Here is a 19,184-nt window from a genome sequence, read left to right as displayed (position 1 = left end):
TTGTGATACATAGGCTGAATGGCTATCTTGATTAGCCTAACCCTAATATATCATGAAGAGGATTTTTTTTACCAATCTATTTCTTGCAAGTGTTTTTTGTGCTTTTTCACAAGGCACCATGTTGCTTCGTCAACCTACTGTAAGCCAAGACAAAATCGTTTTTGTACATGCCAATGACCTTTGGGTTGTTGATCGAAGTGGCGGAGATGCTACCAGATTAACTACCTCAATTGGAGCCGAGTCTTTTCCACATTTTTCAACCGATGGAAAATGGATCGCCTTCAGTGGACAGTACGATGGCAACATTGATGTGTTTATAGTTCCTGTTGAAGGTGGAGCTCCAAAACGACTGACGTATCATCCCGGCGCCGACAGAGTACAAGGCTGGTCACCCGACGGAAAGGTGATTTTTGCATCCATCAGAAAAGGACATCCCACCCGGCTTAATAAGTTTTATACTGTTAGCGTGGATGGAGGCTTCCCGACCGAGATGTCCATTCCAAGAATCGCCTATGGAGAAATATCTCCGGATGGTAAATACGCTGCTTATACCCCGATCACCTCCTGGGATCCGGAATGGCGAAATTATAGAGGAGGGCAGGCCATGCCCATTTGGATCCTGGACCTGAAGACCAACGAGCTTCAAACCACGCCCCAACCTGACAAAGAAAGACACCTTGATCCAGTCTGGTTTGGTGGAGAGGTTTATTTCCTATCGGAAAGAGACTATACGAGTAATATCTGGAAATACAACTTAGAGACGAAGGCGTACACTCAAATCACCTTTCACACCCAATTTGATGTGAAGAGTCTTGATGCATCGAATGACCTTATTGTATATGAACAAGGTGGCTATCTGCATTCAATCGATCCTAAGACCGGAGATCGTGAGCAGTTGGAAATCAAAGTGAAAGGAGATTTAAATTGGGCTCGCGAGCGCTGGGACAATGCATCCGGAAGTGCAATGCAAAATGCGTCACTTTCGCCAACAGGTAAAAGAGCACTTTTCGAATATAGGGGTGAGATTTTTACTGTCCCAAAAGAAAATGGATCTTGGAGAAATATATCTAAATCATCTTTTGCGGACCGATATCCTGTTTGGTCTCCGGACGGTAATGAAATTGCGTGGTTCACTGATAGAAGTGGAGAATATCAGCTTGTGATTAGCGATCAATTCGGATCGAAAATCAAAAAAACCTATCCGTTACCAAACCCAACATTTTACTTTCGTCCGACCTGGTCACCGGATGGTAAGTATATCAGCTATACAGATACGGATTTCAATATGTGGGTATTAAATCTCGAATCCGGTGAGGCTAAGAAAGCTGATACAGAGAGATATGCACATCCCAACCGATCCATGAATCCAGTTTGGTCACCTGACAGCAAATGGATCGCCTATGTGAAATTGACTGATGCTCAATTCAAAGTAGTTAAAGCTTACAACATAGAGTCAGGCAAGATCATCAACATTTCTGATCAGATGGCCGACGCGTTAGCACCCGTATGGGACAGCAGTGGCAAATACATGTATTTCCTAGCCAGCACCAATTGGGGATTAAATACTGGCTGGCTGGATATGAGTTCATATAACATACCTGTAACACGAGGGCTATATGCTGCAATTTTATCCTCCGGAGACCCTTCTCCACTTCTTCCACAAAGTGATGAAGAGGTAGAAGAGGAAAAAGGTGAGGAAGGAGATTCTGATGTTTCAGTTTCTATTGATGACGGTGTAATCAATAGGATCATTGCTTTGGATGTTCCTCAAAGAAACTATACCGGATTGGTTGCCGGCCCTGAAAATACAGTGTTTTATGGTGAAAATGTCCCCAATCAAAATGGCATCACCTTGCATAAATACGATTTAAGTGAACGAGAATCATCGGAATTTATGTCGGGCATTCAATCGGCACAAACCTCGAGTGACGGAAAGCAAATGCTTTACAGATCCGGATCAAATTGGGGAATTGTTTCAACTTCGGGCAAAAGTCAGAAACCCACTGATGGTAGACTCAGCATTGACATCAAAATGAGAGTTAAACCTAGTGAAGAGTGGCAACAGATATACAAAGAAGCCTGGAGATATCAACGAGATTTTCTTTATGTCAACAATCAGCATGGGGCTCCTTGGGATCAAATCTACACTTGGTACAAGCCTTGGGTCAATCATGTAAAGCATCGACAGGATATGAATTACATCATTGACATTCTTGGTGGCGAAATAGCAGTTGGACACTCGTATACCCGAGGTGGTGATTATCCAGATGTCGATCGTGTGCCTGTAGGGCTTTTAGGAGCAGACTATTCCATCAAAAACGGAAAGTATCAAATAGCTAAAATCTTCACTGGGGAAAATTGGAACCCCAACCTTCAGGCTCCATTAGCGATGCCTGGGATAGATATTGATGAAGGGGATTATCTATTGGAGGTTAATGGAGTAGCAGTAGAGGGAAGCAAAAACATTTACAGCTTCTTCGAACAAACCGCTGGTTCAACCATTTCAATCAAAGTGGGCAAGTCTACAGACATTTCTAAAGCAAAAATGTATTACGTCGAGCCAATTAGTAATGAATACGGACTCAGGTCTCGAGCCTGGATTGAGGATAACAGAAGGTATGTTGATGAAAAAACGGACGGCAAGATTGGTTACACTTATGTGCCTAATACCGGCGGTCCAGGTTATCAATCATTCAATCGTTACTATTTCGCACAACAAGACAAGCAAGGAATGATTGTGGATGAAAGAAACAATGGTGGTGGCTCTGCAGCTGATTATATAGCAGATGTGATGAATCGTAAACTTTATGGATACTTCAACAGTAAGGTTGGTGACCATAAACCTTGGACCACTCCAATGTCTGCCGTTTGGGGGCCAAAAGTGATGATAATCAATGAACGAGCTGGGTCCGGTGGGGATTTGCTCCCATACCTTTTCCGTGAAATGAAAATTGGCACATTGGTAGGGACAAGAACCTGGGGAGGCCTTGTAGGTACTTGGGATACTCCGCCATTTATAGATGGAGGTAGAATGATCGCACCGCGTGGCGGTTTCTTTGATGTGAATGGTGAATGGGCTGTAGAAGGTGAAGGTATCGCGCCAGATGTAGAAGTAATTCAAGAACCAAAGCTTGTACTACAAGGCAAAGACCCACAATTGGATAAAGCCATAGAAATTGCACTTGAGAAGTTGGAAACGGATGCTGTAGAATTGAAAAAAGAACCAGCACCTCCTATACGTTCAAAAAGAGCAACAAAGAAAAATTAAGATTTTTTTAACGATTTCGAAGCGGATGGCTCTAGGTCATCCGCTTTTTTTTATTTTCATTGCTGCAAAATCTACTTACTACCTACAAATGTTCATCACTCGACGCGTCTCCATCTTAATTTGCACACTCATTGTATTTGACCTTTTTGCTCAGTCAGAACCAGATAAATTCGCTAAGCTCAAGCAACTTTCATTTTCCAATCCAGACTCCATCATTCAAATTGCCAAAGAACGTTTGCTAGACAATAAACTTTCTAGCGCAGATGCTTCTTACTACCACTTACTTGCCGGAATCGCCTATCGAAATGCAGGTCAATTTAAAGAAGGTATCGATCATTCAGACACGGCGTTTCAGCTAAGCAAGATTGAAAAGGTGAAAGCAAATTCGTATCACAACAAAGCTGTTTGCTATCGATATCTGGGAGAATATGACTCAGCTATCTCATATAATCTCAAAGCGTTAAAAATATTTGAAAATGAGGGCGATCTAAAGGAACAGGCCATAGTCCTCAATAGCCTCGGTGTTGTAAACATGAAATCAGGAGACTACACACGAGCATTGTATTACTACAACCAAACACTAGAGCTAAACGATGGCACTGACATAGATAACCTATCCGATGTACTCAACAACATAGCCATTATTTATGCAAATACTGGTAAGTTGGATTCCTCTGAAATGTATTTCCGTAAATCCTTAAACTATGAAAAAAGAGTTAACAACCTCAAAGGCATTAGCGCCGGATTAAACAACTTAGGTGCATTGAAATATTACCAGAATGACCTGGACAGTTCAATAATTTATTTTCAAAAATCTCTTCAAATTGATAAGCAGTTAGGTGACAAGCAAGGTATCCCGGCTGTCATGGGAAACATTGCTGAGGTAGCTGTTCAAAACAGAAGTTACCGGTTGGCAGAAAGCTATTTGGATAGCAGTATCCTTATGAGCAAGGAGATTGGCAGTAAAAGAGACCTTGAAAATGGCTACCTCAATAAAGCAGGGCTGTATCAGGCTCAAGGTGATTTCGAAAAAGCATTTGACCACCTGGTCACTTCCAAAGCCTATGCCGACAGCCTCATAAGTGAAGAAAAGAATAAAGCAATCGCAGAGCTTGAGACTAAGTACGAGACAGAAAAGAAAGAACAACAAATCATTCTTCAAGAGTCTCAATTAGCTGAGCAAACTGCTGCCCTCCAGCGCAACCGGGTTTTACTCATTGCTTCAATTCTCGTAATTATATTCATCATCACCCTGGCTTTATTGCAAAGAAGCAGGCTCCAAAAGAAGCAGCAACTAAAACTACAAGAAGCACAGCTTCAAGCACGGGAAGCAGAGATCAATGCCACCATTTCTTCTCAGGAAAAAGAACGAGCACGCTATGCACGTGACCTGCATGATGGCTTTGGACAGATGATTTCTATACTAAATATGAATCTCAAAAATCTTAAAGATGGCGCCAAACCCAACGAACGACAAGAAGTATTCGAAGCCTCGTCCAAGGTTATTGATGATATGTATGGCGAGCTTAAAAACATCTGCTTCGATCTGATGCCACAAACACTAATTAAGCATGGTCTCGAAAGTGCATTGAAAGAATTTGCAGATCGTATCAATCACGCTGGGAAAGTGCACCTCGAACTCAATACATTCGGACTTGATGAGCGTCTTCAGGAGATCCAGGAAATTTCCCTGTATCGAATCTCACAAGAATGGACCAACAACATTTTGAAATATTCCGACGCTTCCAAAGTCACACTACAGATTACAAAAGATGAAGGTGAAATCACTCTTTTGATCGAAGATGATGGAAGTGGATTTGACAAGACACTACTCATCTCTGGAAAAGGTAATGGATGGAAAAACTTAAACACCCGAACCAACCTCATCCAAGGCGAACTAGAGCTTGAAACTAGAGAAGGCGTAAAAGGAAATGTGTTAATTGTCAACGCGCCAAGCACAATCAAGGCTATAGAAGAATCTTTCGTAAAAGTATAAAATAGGCGAATCGTCTTTGCAAATGCTGAGTTAAACGAAAATAGTTTTACTCATCCATATATTTTCACATATTGAGTTCATGAAATGGCTCGCCTTAGCATTTCTTGTTTGCGTCTCTACCACCGCAAAATCACAAACGGCCCTAACCGAATCTTCACTTGAGGAGATTAACAAAGCGTCGTTACCTTGTGATAGCACCCTTCTGTTACTTCAAAAGCTAGGGATTGAAAAGGCTCAAAAATCAACTTTAAAAGCCCAGGCATTACTACAGGTTGGGCTTGCTCATTATTGTTTGGGACAGTTCGAACTGGCTTTGTATAATTACCAGCAGTCGCTTGACATATTTATTGTGTTGAAGTCTAAAGAGAAACCAGCAGAAATCCTGAACCTCATTGGAACTTTACAGAAGAAGCAAGACAACTATGAGTTGGCTGACAAATACTTCAACGACGGATTAAGCTATGCTCATGAGCAAAACGATTCCACCGGAATAGGAAATAGTCTCAATAATCTGGGTGTCCTGTATTTTCAGCAAAATAAGCTCGACACTTCGCTCAGCTATTACTTAAGATCCACTTCCGTAAAATCAGCCATTGGAGATACCATCGGACTCAGCTACAACTACGATAACCTTGGTATGGTGTATACACAATTGGGTGTTTATGATAGCGCAGAGTATTACTTTGGCCTGGCAGCAAAATTTAAGCGGATCATCAATGATGAAGTAGGCTATGCCATCGTAAAGAATAACATTGGTGAAATGCTTCTTGAAATCAATGAGCTAGATAAAGCTGAAAGCTATTTTCGTGAAGCACTTGTCGTCGCTCAAAAGGTTTCATTCGCTGATTTTGAAAAGCACGTCTTGCAGATGATCTCTACAGTCAAAGAAAAGAGAGGTGAGTATGCAGATGCACTTGCTTTTTATAAACAGCACATCGAGGTAAAAGACAGCCTCTTCAATGAAAGGAAAAGTCAGCAAGTGGCTGAGCTTGAAACAAAATACCAAACCGAGAAAAAAGAGACGGAGATTCAAATTCAACAAGCAGAGATTAATCAAAAAAACATTCTGCTGTTTAGCGCTGCTGGAATCATCTCTTTACTCTTGTTCCTTTTTGTCCAACACAGGCAACGCTCCAAGCTGAAAGCTGAAAAGATCGAAGAAGAGCACAGAAGAAAGGCTCGCGAAGCTGAAATCAATGCTGCTATCTCTTCTCAGGAAAAAGAACGTTCGAGGTATGCAAGAGATCTTCATGATGGATTTGGGCAGATGATCTCCATTCTAAACATGAACCTCAACAACTTAAAAGATGACGCTAAACCCAATGAACGACAGCAAGTATTTGAAGCTTCTTCAAAAGTCATTGATGAAATGTATGGCGAATTGAAAAACATTTGCTTCGATCTGATGCCGCAAACTCTGATTCAAAATGGACTTGAAAGTGCCTTGAAAGAATTCACAGATCGGGTAAATCAGACAGGCAAAATCTTTATTGAGCTCAATGTCTTTGGCTTAGAGAAACGACTGACTGAGATTCAGGAGATTTCACTCTTCCGCATTTCACAAGAATGGACAAACAATATTCTTAAGTACTCAAATGCTGATCGTGTCACCCTTCAGATCACCAAAGATCAGGAAGAAATCACCTTGCTCATAGAGGACAATGGCTCGGGCTTTGATAAAGCCATATTGAACAGAGGAAAAGGGAATGGCTGGAAAAATTTGAACACGCGCGCCAATATTATCCACGGTCATCTTGAGATAGAAACCGTCCAGGGACAAAAAGGGAACACACTTATCGTCAATGCCCCTGTCAAACTTCATGTTCCCGAGGGGAATGAAAATACCGTGGAAACGGTATAGCAATCTTTCATATTCTATTCCTTATTTGAGCTTCAATTGAATAGGCAATACGAAGACGAATGAATTTACTATCTTTCATAGGAAGAGAGAAATCCACAAAAATGAAAATATTTCTTACCGACGATCATGCCATCTTGTTGGGTGGTCTAGTCAAAATTCTTTCTGTAGAAGATGATATGGAGGTAGTAGGTTCAGCGGGTTCCGTTCAGGAAACCTTAGATCAATTGACGCAAAAAAATGTAGACCTGCTCATCACCGATTATAACCTTCCAGACGATGATGGACTTGCACTTGTAAGAAAGGTAAAACGTAAGTATTCTGATATAAAAATAATCGTGCTAAGCATGCACGATGAAGCGCACCTAATTAAAGAAATCCTAAAAGAAGGAGTCGATGGATACATTCTAAAAAAGGACTCTCATGAAGAGTTAGTAAGTGCAGTTCGTGCAGTAAAAAACGGAAAGGTATACCTGAGTTCTGATGTGAATTCAATGCTGATGAAGGGACTCAATGGTACAGAAGAACAAAAACTGCTTACTGACCGTGAACGAGAAATTCTCAAACTCATTGCAAAAGAATACACCAACCGAAAAATGGCCGAAGAACTTTTCATTAGTGAACGAACGGTAGAAACACATCGGAAAAATATCTTCAGAAAGACCGGCACGAACAACCTTGTAGGACTAATCAAATTCGCCTACGCCAACAACTTGATCTAGCTCACATCTACGGGTTTCACGGTATACAAATATCCCATCCTAACAGGATTCTATCGGAGCATTTATTCATCAAACTTTGATTATCAAATCAAACCGCGAATAAATTTCGATCCGACATGAAAAACACGTTAAAAACAATTTTAGGCTTAATGCTACTTGTAGTATTCAGCCAGACAAGAGCACAAGATGCCCTGTGGCAACTTGATTTTGAAAGTGAAGTGGAATGGAACAGTATAACTGAAAGCGGTATCCTTTTGGTAGGAACCGGTGATTTCAAACTTCATGGAGTAGACAGCCGTGATGGCAATATCCTGTGGACTAGCGACGCTTTCAAGCAAGCCAAGAAAATGAAAGGTGCAGACGGTAAAAAAGTAGGTGCCAAGTACGCATTTGAAAATTTCATTAGGGTACTCAGCGATGAGAAGTTTCCTGAAGTTTCTGATTATGTAGAGCTGAAGTTTTCTGATGGATATCAATTCAAGCAATACGCCATCATCAACATCCAGACAGGAGAAGAAGTAATCAGTCCGAAAATTGCTGAAATGCCAATCACTAAAGTTCCACTTTTCGGAGAAATGGCCACCTTCAACTATGACGGCACAGGCTATCTACCTGATCTAAGAATGGTTATCATTTCTACCTCATATGTAGACTACATGCAAAAAGGAAAGCCAACCATTAACATCACAAAAATGGTAGACCTACTTTCCCAAAAAATCATCTGGACAAATGAAGAAATCGCAGTGAATGGATTTCCCGCACTGCTTGATGATGGTGACATTGTCCTTCCCGGAACTACTCAGATTGCCAAAATGAATCCAAAAACCGGCGAGGTAAAATGGGCGTACAACACCAGTCTTAAAAATCAAACATTCGAAAGTTTCGACCTCAGCCTCGACCTGGCTTATGGCTACTTCTTTGAGAAAAAGAAAAACAGCGGATCACTTTCTGCCCTGGAAATGAACACAGGTAAGAAGCTATGGGAGCAAGAATTGAAACTAAAGGTGGTTCCCACTATGTCGGCGATAGGCGAAGGAGTGGTAGTAATCGACGACAAATGGTTTACCCTGTACGATCTGCAGAGCGGAAGTATCAAATGGGAAGTGAAAAAGATCGATGGATATATTGTCGACTTGGGGGACAAAGGAATCCTGGCCACCTCCAAAGGGAAACAGCTAATGCTTCTCAACAAAAAAGATGGCTCAGTAATCTGGGATCAGAAAATCAAAGGAATCAACATCGACCAAATCGCTGCGACCGGCGTGATGTACACTGACATTAAAGGAAGATTAGGTTACATCCAATATGATGGAGAGCTAATCTGGAACAAAAAAGGAATGCTGGAAGTACCTTCCTTAAGATATAAGCCGGAGTTAACTAAAGAGGTTATGGTTATCGATGGTCATCTATATGAAATTGATCTTCTAACAGGCGACTATAAAGTGCTTCATAATGGACTCGCCAAAAAATTTGAAGGCGAGGATGCTTCTCCAACCAGCGCTGAGCTAGTTGCAGGTGGTTATCTATTCATGGATGACAACAATATGGTGATGCTCGAGCCAGATGGTTCAGTGAGATTTGACAAATACTGGGAAGCACCTGGTTTAAGTCTGGCAGCCAAAATTGCCCTCCGTGCCGCTCAGGCTTCTGTAATGGCAATGGGTGCAGCAGCACAAATGCAATCCGCTCACACAGCTGCATATTCAAGATATGGAACCAATGATTACTACAGTAAAATGTACGCGCAGCAGGCTCAAGACCTATACAATGCTGCGGGAATGGTTGGTGCTGAAGCAAAGAAGAAATTTAGCGCCACTGTAAGTAAAGGAGATATCCGAATGATTCTTACCCGTGTCGGCGAAGGTGGCCAGGCCAAAAGCTCAGGTCTCGTGAAAGTAGACAGAAGAACGGGTGAAGAACTAGGCACGCTATTACTGAGCGAAAAAGAACCGATATATGACTATGACCAGGTTTCGGGTCAGGTATTTTTCAAAGCTGACAAGAAACAAATCATTAGCTACAGCTTTTAATTACGCGATCATGTCTGGCGATCAACTGCATGCAGTTGATCGCTTTTTTATCATAAAAACTTCCTATCATGACCAAGGCATTTTTTCTGCTATTCGTACTTTCTATTCATTTTTCTTTCAGTCAGGGAAATGAGCTGATAATTAGACAAGGCCACACCGCGGGCATCAATATGGTGCAGTATTCACCCGCCGGAAAATATGTGTATTCCGCCAGTGATGACAAGTCTATTAAAATGTGGGATGTTCAAACAGGCATTGATGTCAATACTTTCAATGCACATGAAGCCCCGGTCAATTCCATTCATTTGTCAGATGACGGTAAACTTCTGGTAAGCGCTGATCGAGCCGGTACCGTCATTCTATGGGATGCAATTACCGGAGATATCCGCAGTAAAATCAAAGCACATAGCGGCTCTGCAAATACCGCGAAACTTTCAAAAGATGCTTCCAAAATAATAACAGGTGGAGATGATGAATTACTGAAAATTTGGACCGCAGCTGGTGATTCCATCAAAACGATTTCAGGTTTTTCAGCCCCCATCATGAACCTGGCTATTTCTCCTGAAGGAGATCGAATCGTGACTGGAGGTGGTAAAAACAACGGAGTTGAAGTAAAGTTAGTGGATCCTGAAAAAGGCAAAATTTTAGCTGATGCTCTCGATAATGTGAAAGGCTCGGGCGCTGCAATTGCATATACAAAAGCCATAATGACAGGCTTTGCTGTAATCGGAAATGTTGCCAACGGCAGAGTAGGAAAAGGGATGACCACCATTTTTGTAATGACTTATTCCAACATTCAGTTTACCAATGACGGTAAAAAGATACTTTTCTCTCAAAACATTTTTACTCCTTTTCTAGCAGAAAAAGGCGAAGAAGAAAATACCGGAAGTGCTAGCGTTTCCCTCATTGAATTAAGCGATGATCGTGAATCATTTGGTGAGGTTTCCAAGCCTATTCGGTGGCAACTCAACAACCCTAGAGGCGTGGCTGTGCTGAGCAAGGATGAAACCAAAGTGATTGTAAATGAGGAACGATCCATCAAAGTGTATGATATAGAAAATGCCGACTTCCCGGAGCCTGGAAAAAAAGCAGCTGTAAACTATGTACCGCCGGTGGTTAAAGAAATTAAAAACATCACCAAAAACACCAACTGGTTGGCATTGTCTCCGGACTACAGAACTATCGTCACGTCCGACCACAAAAGGCAACTCAAACTCTGGGATTACCAAACGGGGCGAAAAATCAGAGATATGGAAGGCTATGTTCAGCCAGCATTAGCAGTAGATGTTATGCCAGATGGTAAACACATTCTTGTTGGTTCTTTGGATAGAAATATGACAATGTGGGATATCACTACAGGGACGCTGGTACGAACATTTGATCGTTCTTCTGACATTAACCACATCGATATTTCTGCTGATGGTAAATACATGGCTACTACTGCCGAAAACACTTCTTTCATGAAGGTCTGGAACTTCAAAACAGGCAGGCTTTTCAAAACCATCAAGGATAAAAAGGATAATATGGTTTGGGTAAAATTCAACCCGAACGACAAAGATAAAATCTGGGCATTGACCGATACCGGCACACTAAACGAATGGTCAATTAGCGAATTTAAAAGCAAGAAATATAAAGGCAATCCTGAGATTCTGGAGGATAAATTCAAACGCGGAAACTTCACCATCGCCTTCGAGGGATACGATGTTTCCATTAAAAATGGTAGCCAGGAAATCATCACGGACACTCAGCAAGGTGTCATTACAGACGCTGTGTTTAGCATTGATTCTAAAATGGCTATCACCACAAATGAGTCTGGTGAAATCTCGCTTTATGATCTTGAATCAGGTAAAAAAACCGTCAGCATGGCACTCATTGGTGATAGTGGATTCATTGCATATACACCTGACTATTATTATACCTCCTCAAAAAATGCTGCCAAAGCGATCGCATTTAAAGATGGAAACAATGTACTGCCATTCGAGCAGTTAGAGCTCAAATACAACCGACCGGATATCATTGCTAAAACACTTGGTTACGCTCCTCAAAAACTGATAGACTCATATGAGGCAGCATACAACAAACGGCTGAAAAGACTAGGATTTAACTCGGACGACCTTTCCAATACCAATGAACTGCCAACAATTGAAGTTGATGTACTTGCGATCCCACTAGAAACAGATCAACGTTCGCTGACCTTTAAGGCATCAGCCAACGACCAAAATCAAACCATAAACAGGCTGCAGGTTTATGTCAATGATGTGCCTGCATTTGGATCAAAAGGCATTTCGGTGGCTTCTTCCAAGACCATAGCGAAGGACATTACTATTGACCTAAGCAAAGGCCTAAATGAAATCAAGGTGACTGCTATCAATAGTAAAGGCCTGGAATCACTTCCGGAATCATTTGAAATTCAACTCACGACTGACTTTGATAAGCCTGATCTCTATCTTGTTTCCATCGGAGTATCAGAATATCAGCAGTCACAACACAATCTGGCATTTGCTGCCAAGGATGCCTCAGATATCATCGCCACAATGAAAGGTTCATCAGAATATGAGAATGTGTTCGAAAAATTGATTGTAAATCAAGAAGCAACAGATACCAATATCAAAGCCATCAGGTCATTTGTGGAGCAAGCCAAAGTTGATGATGTGGTTATGATCTTCATAGCTGGTCATGGTGTGCTTGATAAGGACTACACTTACTATTTCGCCACACATAATATGGACTTCAATGATCCCGCCAGCGGCGGGTTATCTTATGAAACACTTCAATCTTTAATTGATGGCATTCCATGCAGAAACAAATTGCTGATGATGGACACGTGTCATGCAGGCGAGCTGGATCAGGATGATGTAGAAGAAGCAGAGCAATCCATCAGTGCTGTAGGATCAGTTTCTTTTCGATCAACCGGATCACTTGTTAAACTGAAAGCAAACAGCTTTGGGCTAGGCAATACACTTGAGCTTTCAAAAACTCTGTTTAGCGATATGCGCAAAGGCACAGGTGCTACAGTCATTTCTGCAGCCGGAGGAACTGAGTTTGCAGCAGAAGGCCTCAACTCCGAAAATGGCCTTTTCACCAGCTGTCTAATCAAAGGTTTTACCACAAGACGCGCTGACCTCAACCGGGATCGGGACTACAGAGTATCGGAAATCCGACAATATGTTGGCGAGCAAGTGATTCTGCTAAGCAACGGCAAACAAGTTCCAACATCAAGGGAAGAAAATATTAAGAACGATTTCAAAATCTATTGATTATGAGAAGCCTATCCATGCTCCTGCTATTCATTTGCTTTTACGCCCAAAGTCAGTCCTACACTGTTATCCATACGATTGGGAAAATTTATGACGCAAAATCTGGTAAGTACTTAGCCAAAGGATTAAAAATCTCCGAGGATGCCAACCTAAAATTTGAGACACTGGGTGCGCGAGCGGCTGTGCTTAGTTCTGCTAGAGGCCGCTTTGTCATACAAGAAACAGAAGCTTCCACCTCTCAAAGTGACGCGCTTTATGCACTGAGTTCGGTAATATCACCTGTTCGTGGTAGACTAAGTACCCGAGCTGGATCTATCAACAATGCATTGGACTTTCAAAAGCACTTCGGCGATGGTGCGATTGCATTGGTAGGAAGTAAGTACCGTGTCACAGTTTCGCCTGCCAGTTATCCCATGTCAGAGAGCAACTTCTTCTATGCTCAATATGCTTACAATGGAGAGACGATTAACAAGAAGCTAGGAAATGTGGATGACAAACTTGTTATTGAAACAAATAGCTTCTATTCAGTGGATGGTTCGCCAATAGATCATTCACTCATTAGTGATATCAAGCTATTTTATTTTAAAGCAGAGGACCAGACATCTTCATTCATTACCAATTTAAATCTGACTGTTGTTTCGGATGAAGAACTAAAATCATTACTTGAACAATTTCAGAAAAACAGCAAAGAAGCAGTTCTTGAACTGATTAATTCGATGTACGGAAAATGCACCGAAGAACAACTCAAACAAGCCATCAACGAGCTTTAGTTTATCCTTGAAAAGAATTCTACTCATATCGCTCATTGTCATCAACACCTTGCTGATGATGGCATTTACTTTCTACCTGATGAAGCTACCGTGGCTTGCCAGCGATGAGAAATTTCTTATCTGGAGTACGACAGCATTGAATTTTGCCAACCGCGAGCGCCCGGATTCTGAAGATTTTGTACTTATCAATACCTCCTATGATCTTGAATTAATCGATAGATACGATGAGTTTGGTTTCCCGGTTGGTAATCAGGCCATCACGGACAGACAAAAATTAGCTCAATTCTTTCACGCCATAAATTCGGGTAGCGCAAAGCCAAAATTTATCATGACGGATATCCACTTCGTGGATTCATCTACAAGCGACCATGAGCTTACACGTGAATTAGCTTTGATGGACAACATCATCCTTTCGGCCCATATCAACGAGCAAGGTGTGCTCGAACCTCCTATTTTTAATCAGGCGGATTATGGAATATCCGACTATATGATTGGAAGTGCTTTTGAAGGAGTCTATAAATACCAACTGATACATAGTGATACCGCGAAGCTTCTTCCACTCAAAGTATTCGAATCATTGAGCAAACAAAAAAGTAAAAAAAATGGTCCTTTCGTCAAAGTTGGAACCAACTGGACTATGAACAATTTCATCATGAATTACCGGATCCTGCAGAAGGATATCTATGATCTGGAAGCAGGATTTAACCCTGTGAGTTTGGGCGAATTGTTATATCTACCCGATGAGGATATACAAGCATATGTTGCAAATAAAATTGTCGTGATTGGCGATTTCTTTGAAAACGACATGCATGAAACCGTGCTGGAAATCACGTCTGGACCACTGATTCTATTGAATGCCTTCCTTACCATTCAGCAAGGTGATACCATTGTCAACTTTTGGTTTCTCTTGCTGCTTGCTATCAGCTATGCTTACATGAGCTACCTCGCATTTGTCGAGGGAGATATGATAGAAAAACGCATCAATAAAATAGCAAACAAGAAGCTCTCCAGATACATGGCAGGATTTGCCAGCTACTTTCTGATACTGACAATAGTGTCAATTTGCTGCTACATACTATTCAATATCCATCTTAATGTCTTCTTCCTGGCTGTGGCCTACTATGTTGTGGATCGACTTGCTGGCTTTCTATTTTATCATAAATCCACATAAGCTTCCTACTATTTGCCTTGATTTCTAGCCACTCTTTCTTCCTCACTGAGCACGAATAAACTATACTTGCAAGTAAGATTTAATGATGCATTATGACTGAAGTAAGACACAACTGGACGCTAGAAGAAATTGCAGAGATATACAACCGCCCGCTCATGGAGTTGGTATTTGAAGCTGCAACGATGCATCGAAAGTATCACGACCCGAAAGAAGTGCAGGTAAGCAGCTTGATATCAATTAAAACTGGTGGTTGCCCGGAAGATTGTGCCTATTGCCCTCAGGCAGCAAGATATCATACCGATATCAAGGTTCATAAGCTCATGGAAGTGGACGAAGTGCGAGCACAGGCAGAATCAGCTAAAGCCAATGGTGCATCTCGGATGTGTTTAGGTGCAGCATGGAGAGAAGTCCGAGACAATCGAGACTTTGATAAAGTTCTGGACATGGTGAAAACAGTGAACAGCATGGATATGGAGGTTTGCTGCACACTGGGAATGGTATCAGAGGATCAGGCTAAGAAACTGGCAGACGCAGGATTGTATGCCTACAATCACAACATCGATACATCAGAAGCCTACTATGATGATATAATCAGCACAAGAGAATACGACGATAGACTCAAGACGATTGACAATGTGCGCAAAGCAAAAATCACTGTCTGCTCAGGCGGGATTATTGGAATGGGTGAATCTGCCGAAGATCGAATGGGAATGCTGCTCACACTTGCAAACATGGAGGTACACCCGGAATCAGTTCCGGTAAATGCACTTGTACCGGTTGAAGGTACGCCACTGGCAGAGCAGCCGCGTGTTGCCGCTCATGAATTGATCCGAATGATCGCAACCGCAAGATTGGTAATGCCTGCATCTGTCGTGAGACTATCCGCAGGTAGAGAAGGAATGAGTTTGACCGAGCAAGCGCTCTGCTTTATGGCCGGCGCAAATTCAATATTCGCAGGCGACAAGCTCTTGACTACTCCAAATCCTGATTTCAACGATGACAAAGAAATGTTTGACTTGCTCGGCTTGAAATCAAGAGAAGCGTTTAAGTACGACAAAAAAGAGTCTGAGGTGGAAGCATAAATTCATTGGTTTGAATAGCTATCAGAAGGCACTCGAAGAAAGAAAAAAGCAGCATCTGCTACGCATCCTTCCCCTCCCACCAGAGGGGATTGATTTTTGTTCCAATGACTATCTAGGTCTGGCTCAATCATCTAAGCTCGCGGATGCAATTCAAGCTCTTGCTTCAAATAAATCTATCCAAAATGGAGCCACAGGCTCACGGCTATTAAGTGGCAACTCCACATACATGGAAAGCGTCGAGCAACTGGTAGCAGACTTCCATAAAACCGAAAGTGCGCTCATCTATTCCTCAGGATATACTGCTAACCTTGGTCTTATTTCTTCTCTTGCGACCCGCGAAACAACATTGTTTTGTGATGAATTGATCCATGCCAGCCTCATTGATGGAGCACGACTGGGACATTCGAAAAGGGTGCGATTTTTCCATAATGACCCAAGCGATTTAGATAAAAAACTTAAAGAATATACAGGTCAAAAAATTGTAACTGTGGAATCGATTTACTCCATGGACGGAGATATCTGTCCATTAAAAGATATCGTGGAAGTCTGCAATAAAAATGAAGCTCAGCTTATCGTGGACGAAGCACATTCCATGGCAGTCCGTGGAGAAAGTGGTTCTGGTCTCGTACAGGAATTTGGCCTGCAGGATCAGGTTTTAGCTAGGATAATGACATACGGAAAAGGTCCTGGAATACATGGTGCGGCAGTGATCGGGCCAAAATGGCTCAAAGATTATCAAGTGAATTTTTCCCGATCTATTATTTTTTCTACAGCCCCTGCGGTGCACCAGTTTTGCGCAATCGAAGCAATGTATCAGCTATTACCTGAAATTGAAAATGAGCGCAAGAAGCTTCAATCGAACATTTCCTACTTCGTGGAAAAACGGAATAAGACCAATTCTTCCTGGTTGAATTCTCATTCACAAATTCAATCGCTGATCGTCCCCGGCAATGAAAATGTAGTTGAACTCGGAATGAAACTAAGTGAATCAGGCATCAATGCATTGCCTATTCGCAAGCCTAGCATAGCGGAAGGTTCAGAACGAATCCGATTTTGCATTCATACATACAACACCAAGGAAGAAATTGATCAGTTATTTAATGTACTAAGTGATGAGTGATAGATATATCGTTGCGGGCATTGGCACGGATACCGGTAAAACGGTTATTTCTGCGATCCTTTGTAAAGCGCTTTCTGCAGACTATTGGAAACCAGTGCAAGCAGGAGATCTGGACAATACAGACTCACATAAAATTGGTAAATGGGCACCCGGTGTTGAGATTCATCCGGAGGCATACAGGTTGACCGAACCCATGTCACCTCATGCCGCAGCTGAAATTGATAAGGTATCAATTGAAGAATCAAAGCTCCAATTACCATCCACCGACAATTCACTGATAATCGAATTGGCAGGCGGACTTATGGTTCCACTTAGAGATGACTTTGTTAATATCGATTGGGTTCAGAAGACAAATGTTCCTGTTGTGTTGGTTGCCAATTATTATTTAGGTAGCATCAACCACACATTGCTCACCTTAAGCTTGCTGAAAAGTCGCAACATTCCAGTGCTTGGGATTATCTTCAATGGTGAAAAAAACCAGTCGAGCTTTGAGGTCATTCAAAAAAGGTCAGGACTAAAATGCCTACTCCAAGTAGATATGGAAGAATCAATTACACCTGAAATCATAAAAAAGTATGCCTCAAGACTCAAACTTTAATTCAGACCTTCTTGAATTTGATAGAGATCATATCTGGCATCCATATACTTCTCTTACAAATCCATTGCCTACGTATCCAGTTGTTTCAGCATCAGGTGTAAGACTCAAACTTGATAATGGAAAAGAACTAATCGATGGAATGTCCAGCTGGTGGACAGCCATTCATGGATACAACGTCCCGGAATTAAATGAGGCAGCCAAAGAGCAAATGAAAAAGATGGCTCATGTGATGTTTGGTGGCATCACTCATGAGCCCGCTATAAAGCTTTGCCAAAAGTTGGTCGAAATCACTCCATTAGGTTTGGATAAAGTATTCCTTTCTGACAGTGGGTCTGTGTCCGTCGAAGTAGCCATGAAGATGGCAATTCAGTACCAACATGCAAAAGGAAAGTCAGGCAAGTATAAATTCATGACTATCCGAAATGGCTACCACGGAGATACCACAGGTGCCATGTCCGTATGCGATCCTGAAGGTGGCATGCATCACCTTTTCTCCGAATTTCTTCCTAAGCACATATTTATTGACCAGCCAACCAAACGATTTAATGAAAGCTATAAAGACCATGAATTTTCTCGACTGGAGCAGTTTTTCCGGCTGAATGCAGAAAAATGTGCTGCCTTTATTTTAGAACCAATCGTTCAAGGTGCAGGAGGAATGTGGTTTTATTCACCGGATTTCGTAAGGAAGATACGTCAGCTATGCGATGAAAATGATATGCTCTTGATCGCCGATGAAATTGCAACAGGCTTCGGAAGAACAGGTAAATTGTTTGCTTGTGAGCATGCGGAAATCACTCCTGACATTATGTGTGTCGGCAAAGCGCTTACCGGAGGATACATGACGCTGGCAGCAACTCTTTGTACTAGGGAGATAGCCGAAGTTGTTTCGAATAGCGAAGCAGGCGTGTTCATGCATGGTCCTACGTTTATGGGAAACCCATTGGCATGCGCCATCGCAAATAAGAGTCTGGAGCTTCTTCTTCACTCAAACTGGCAGAAAAGGGTTGCAGAAATTGAAAAACAGCTAAAAAATGAATTGGTACCAATGGCGGTAGCTCTTTCAGTTAAAGATGTCCGTGTGTTGGGCGCTATTGGGGTAATCGAAATGAAAGACTCAGTGGATGTTTCCATGGCTCAAAAATTCTTTGTTGAGCATGGCGTGTGGATCCGGCCTTTCAGAAACTTAATTTATGTGATGCCGCCCTACGTCATTTCCGAAGAGGACCTCAGCACTTTGACCAAAGCCATGGTTAGTTTTATAAATCCATAAAAAAAGCCCTCCAATCTGAAGGGCTTATCTTTTAACTATTCG

The 19,184-nt window shown here is 41.9% G+C and carries 12 protein-coding genes; all 12 read left to right on the top strand.

What is annotated here, in order from left to right:
- Window positions 1–52: 52 nt before the first annotated feature.
- The 12 genes from ACL8WY_RS10830 (at window position 53) to bioA (ending at window position 19,142) form a co-directional block, all read left to right on the top strand.
- Window positions 53–3,268: a S41 family peptidase gene (locus ACL8WY_RS10830; RefSeq protein ID WP_436514749.1), complete on the top strand. Its 3,216-nt coding sequence runs from the start codon at window positions 53–55 to the stop codon at window positions 3,266–3,268.
- A gap of 88 nt (window positions 3,269–3,356) precedes the next feature.
- The gene (locus tag ACL8WY_RS10825; protein WP_436514748.1) at window positions 3,357–5,264 is read left to right on the top strand and encodes a tetratricopeptide repeat-containing sensor histidine kinase; all 1,908 of its coding nucleotides are present in this window, start codon (window positions 3,357–3,359) and stop codon (window positions 5,262–5,264) included.
- 79 nt (window positions 5,265–5,343) lie between these two features.
- The gene (locus tag ACL8WY_RS10820) at window positions 5,344–7,125 is read left to right on the top strand and encodes an ATP-binding protein (RefSeq protein WP_436514747.1); all 1,782 of its coding nucleotides are present in this window, start codon (window positions 5,344–5,346) and stop codon (window positions 7,123–7,125) included.
- Between the two features lie 101 nt (window positions 7,126–7,226).
- Window positions 7,227–7,844 (top strand): response regulator, encoded by a 618-nt coding sequence (locus ACL8WY_RS10815; RefSeq protein ID WP_436514746.1) that lies wholly within the window; start codon window positions 7,227–7,229, stop codon window positions 7,842–7,844.
- Between the two features lie 116 nt (window positions 7,845–7,960).
- A complete protein-coding gene (locus ACL8WY_RS10810) occupies window positions 7,961–9,874 on the top strand; it encodes an outer membrane protein assembly factor BamB family protein (protein WP_436514745.1) in 1,914 nt (637 codons plus the stop codon).
- A gap of 68 nt (window positions 9,875–9,942) precedes the next feature.
- Window positions 9,943–13,131, top strand: a complete 3,189-nt coding sequence (locus ACL8WY_RS10805; protein ID WP_436514744.1) for a caspase family protein — start codon at window positions 9,943–9,945, stop codon at window positions 13,129–13,131.
- A 2-nt stretch (window positions 13,132–13,133) separates the two neighbouring features.
- Complete coding sequence (locus ACL8WY_RS10800; RefSeq protein ID WP_436514743.1) at window positions 13,134–13,901, top strand: hypothetical protein; 768 nt, start codon at window positions 13,134–13,136, stop codon at window positions 13,899–13,901.
- 7 nt (window positions 13,902–13,908) lie between these two features.
- Entirely contained in the window at window positions 13,909–15,072 is a 1,164-nt protein-coding gene (locus ACL8WY_RS10795) for a CHASE2 domain-containing protein (RefSeq protein ID WP_436514742.1), read from the top strand.
- Between the two features lie 92 nt (window positions 15,073–15,164).
- Window positions 15,165–16,154: a biotin synthase BioB gene (gene bioB, locus ACL8WY_RS10790; RefSeq protein ID WP_436514741.1), complete on the top strand. Its 990-nt coding sequence runs from the start codon at window positions 15,165–15,167 to the stop codon at window positions 16,152–16,154.
- A 10-nt stretch (window positions 16,155–16,164) separates the two neighbouring features.
- Window positions 16,165–17,274: an aminotransferase class I/II-fold pyridoxal phosphate-dependent enzyme gene (locus ACL8WY_RS10785; RefSeq protein WP_436514740.1), complete on the top strand. Its 1,110-nt coding sequence runs from the start codon at window positions 16,165–16,167 to the stop codon at window positions 17,272–17,274.
- Complete coding sequence (gene bioD / locus ACL8WY_RS10780; protein WP_436514739.1) at window positions 17,267–17,872, top strand: dethiobiotin synthase; 606 nt, start codon at window positions 17,267–17,269, stop codon at window positions 17,870–17,872. The genes ACL8WY_RS10785 and bioD overlap by 8 nt, the downstream gene beginning before the upstream one ends.
- Entirely contained in the window at window positions 17,850–19,142 is a 1,293-nt protein-coding gene (bioA, locus tag ACL8WY_RS10775) for an adenosylmethionine--8-amino-7-oxononanoate transaminase (RefSeq protein ID WP_436514738.1), read from the top strand. The genes bioD and bioA overlap by 23 nt, the downstream gene beginning before the upstream one ends.
- Window positions 19,143–19,184: the final 42 nt, after the last annotated feature.

The organism is Ekhidna algicida (genome assembly GCF_051379705.1).
GTDB lineage: Bacteria > Bacteroidota > Bacteroidia > Cytophagales > Cyclobacteriaceae > Ekhidna.
This window is presented reverse-complemented; position numbering and strand designations above follow the sequence as displayed.

What these genes read in the sequence shown, in the direction of transcription:
- ACL8WY_RS10830 (WP_436514749.1), top strand. Translation starts at nt 53, where the DNA reads ATGAAGAGGATTTTTTTTACCAATCTATTTCTTGCAAGTGTTTTTTGT.
- ACL8WY_RS10825 (WP_436514748.1), top strand. Translation starts at nt 3,357, where the DNA reads ATGTTCATCACTCGACGCGTCTCCATCTTAATTTGCACACTCATTGTA.
- ACL8WY_RS10820 (WP_436514747.1), top strand. Translation starts at nt 5,344, where the DNA reads ATGAAATGGCTCGCCTTAGCATTTCTTGTTTGCGTCTCTACCACCGCA.
- ACL8WY_RS10815 (WP_436514746.1), top strand. Translation starts at nt 7,227, where the DNA reads ATGAAAATATTTCTTACCGACGATCATGCCATCTTGTTGGGTGGTCTA.
- ACL8WY_RS10810 (WP_436514745.1), top strand. Translation starts at nt 7,961, where the DNA reads ATGAAAAACACGTTAAAAACAATTTTAGGCTTAATGCTACTTGTAGTA.
- ACL8WY_RS10805 (WP_436514744.1), top strand. Translation starts at nt 9,943, where the DNA reads ATGACCAAGGCATTTTTTCTGCTATTCGTACTTTCTATTCATTTTTCT.
- ACL8WY_RS10800 (WP_436514743.1), top strand. Translation starts at nt 13,134, where the DNA reads ATGAGAAGCCTATCCATGCTCCTGCTATTCATTTGCTTTTACGCCCAA.
- bioB (WP_436514741.1), top strand. Translation starts at nt 15,165, where the DNA reads ATGACTGAAGTAAGACACAACTGGACGCTAGAAGAAATTGCAGAGATA.
- bioD (WP_436514739.1), top strand. Translation starts at nt 17,267, where the DNA reads ATGAGTGATAGATATATCGTTGCGGGCATTGGCACGGATACCGGTAAA.
- bioA (WP_436514738.1), top strand. Translation starts at nt 17,850, where the DNA reads ATGCCTCAAGACTCAAACTTTAATTCAGACCTTCTTGAATTTGATAGA.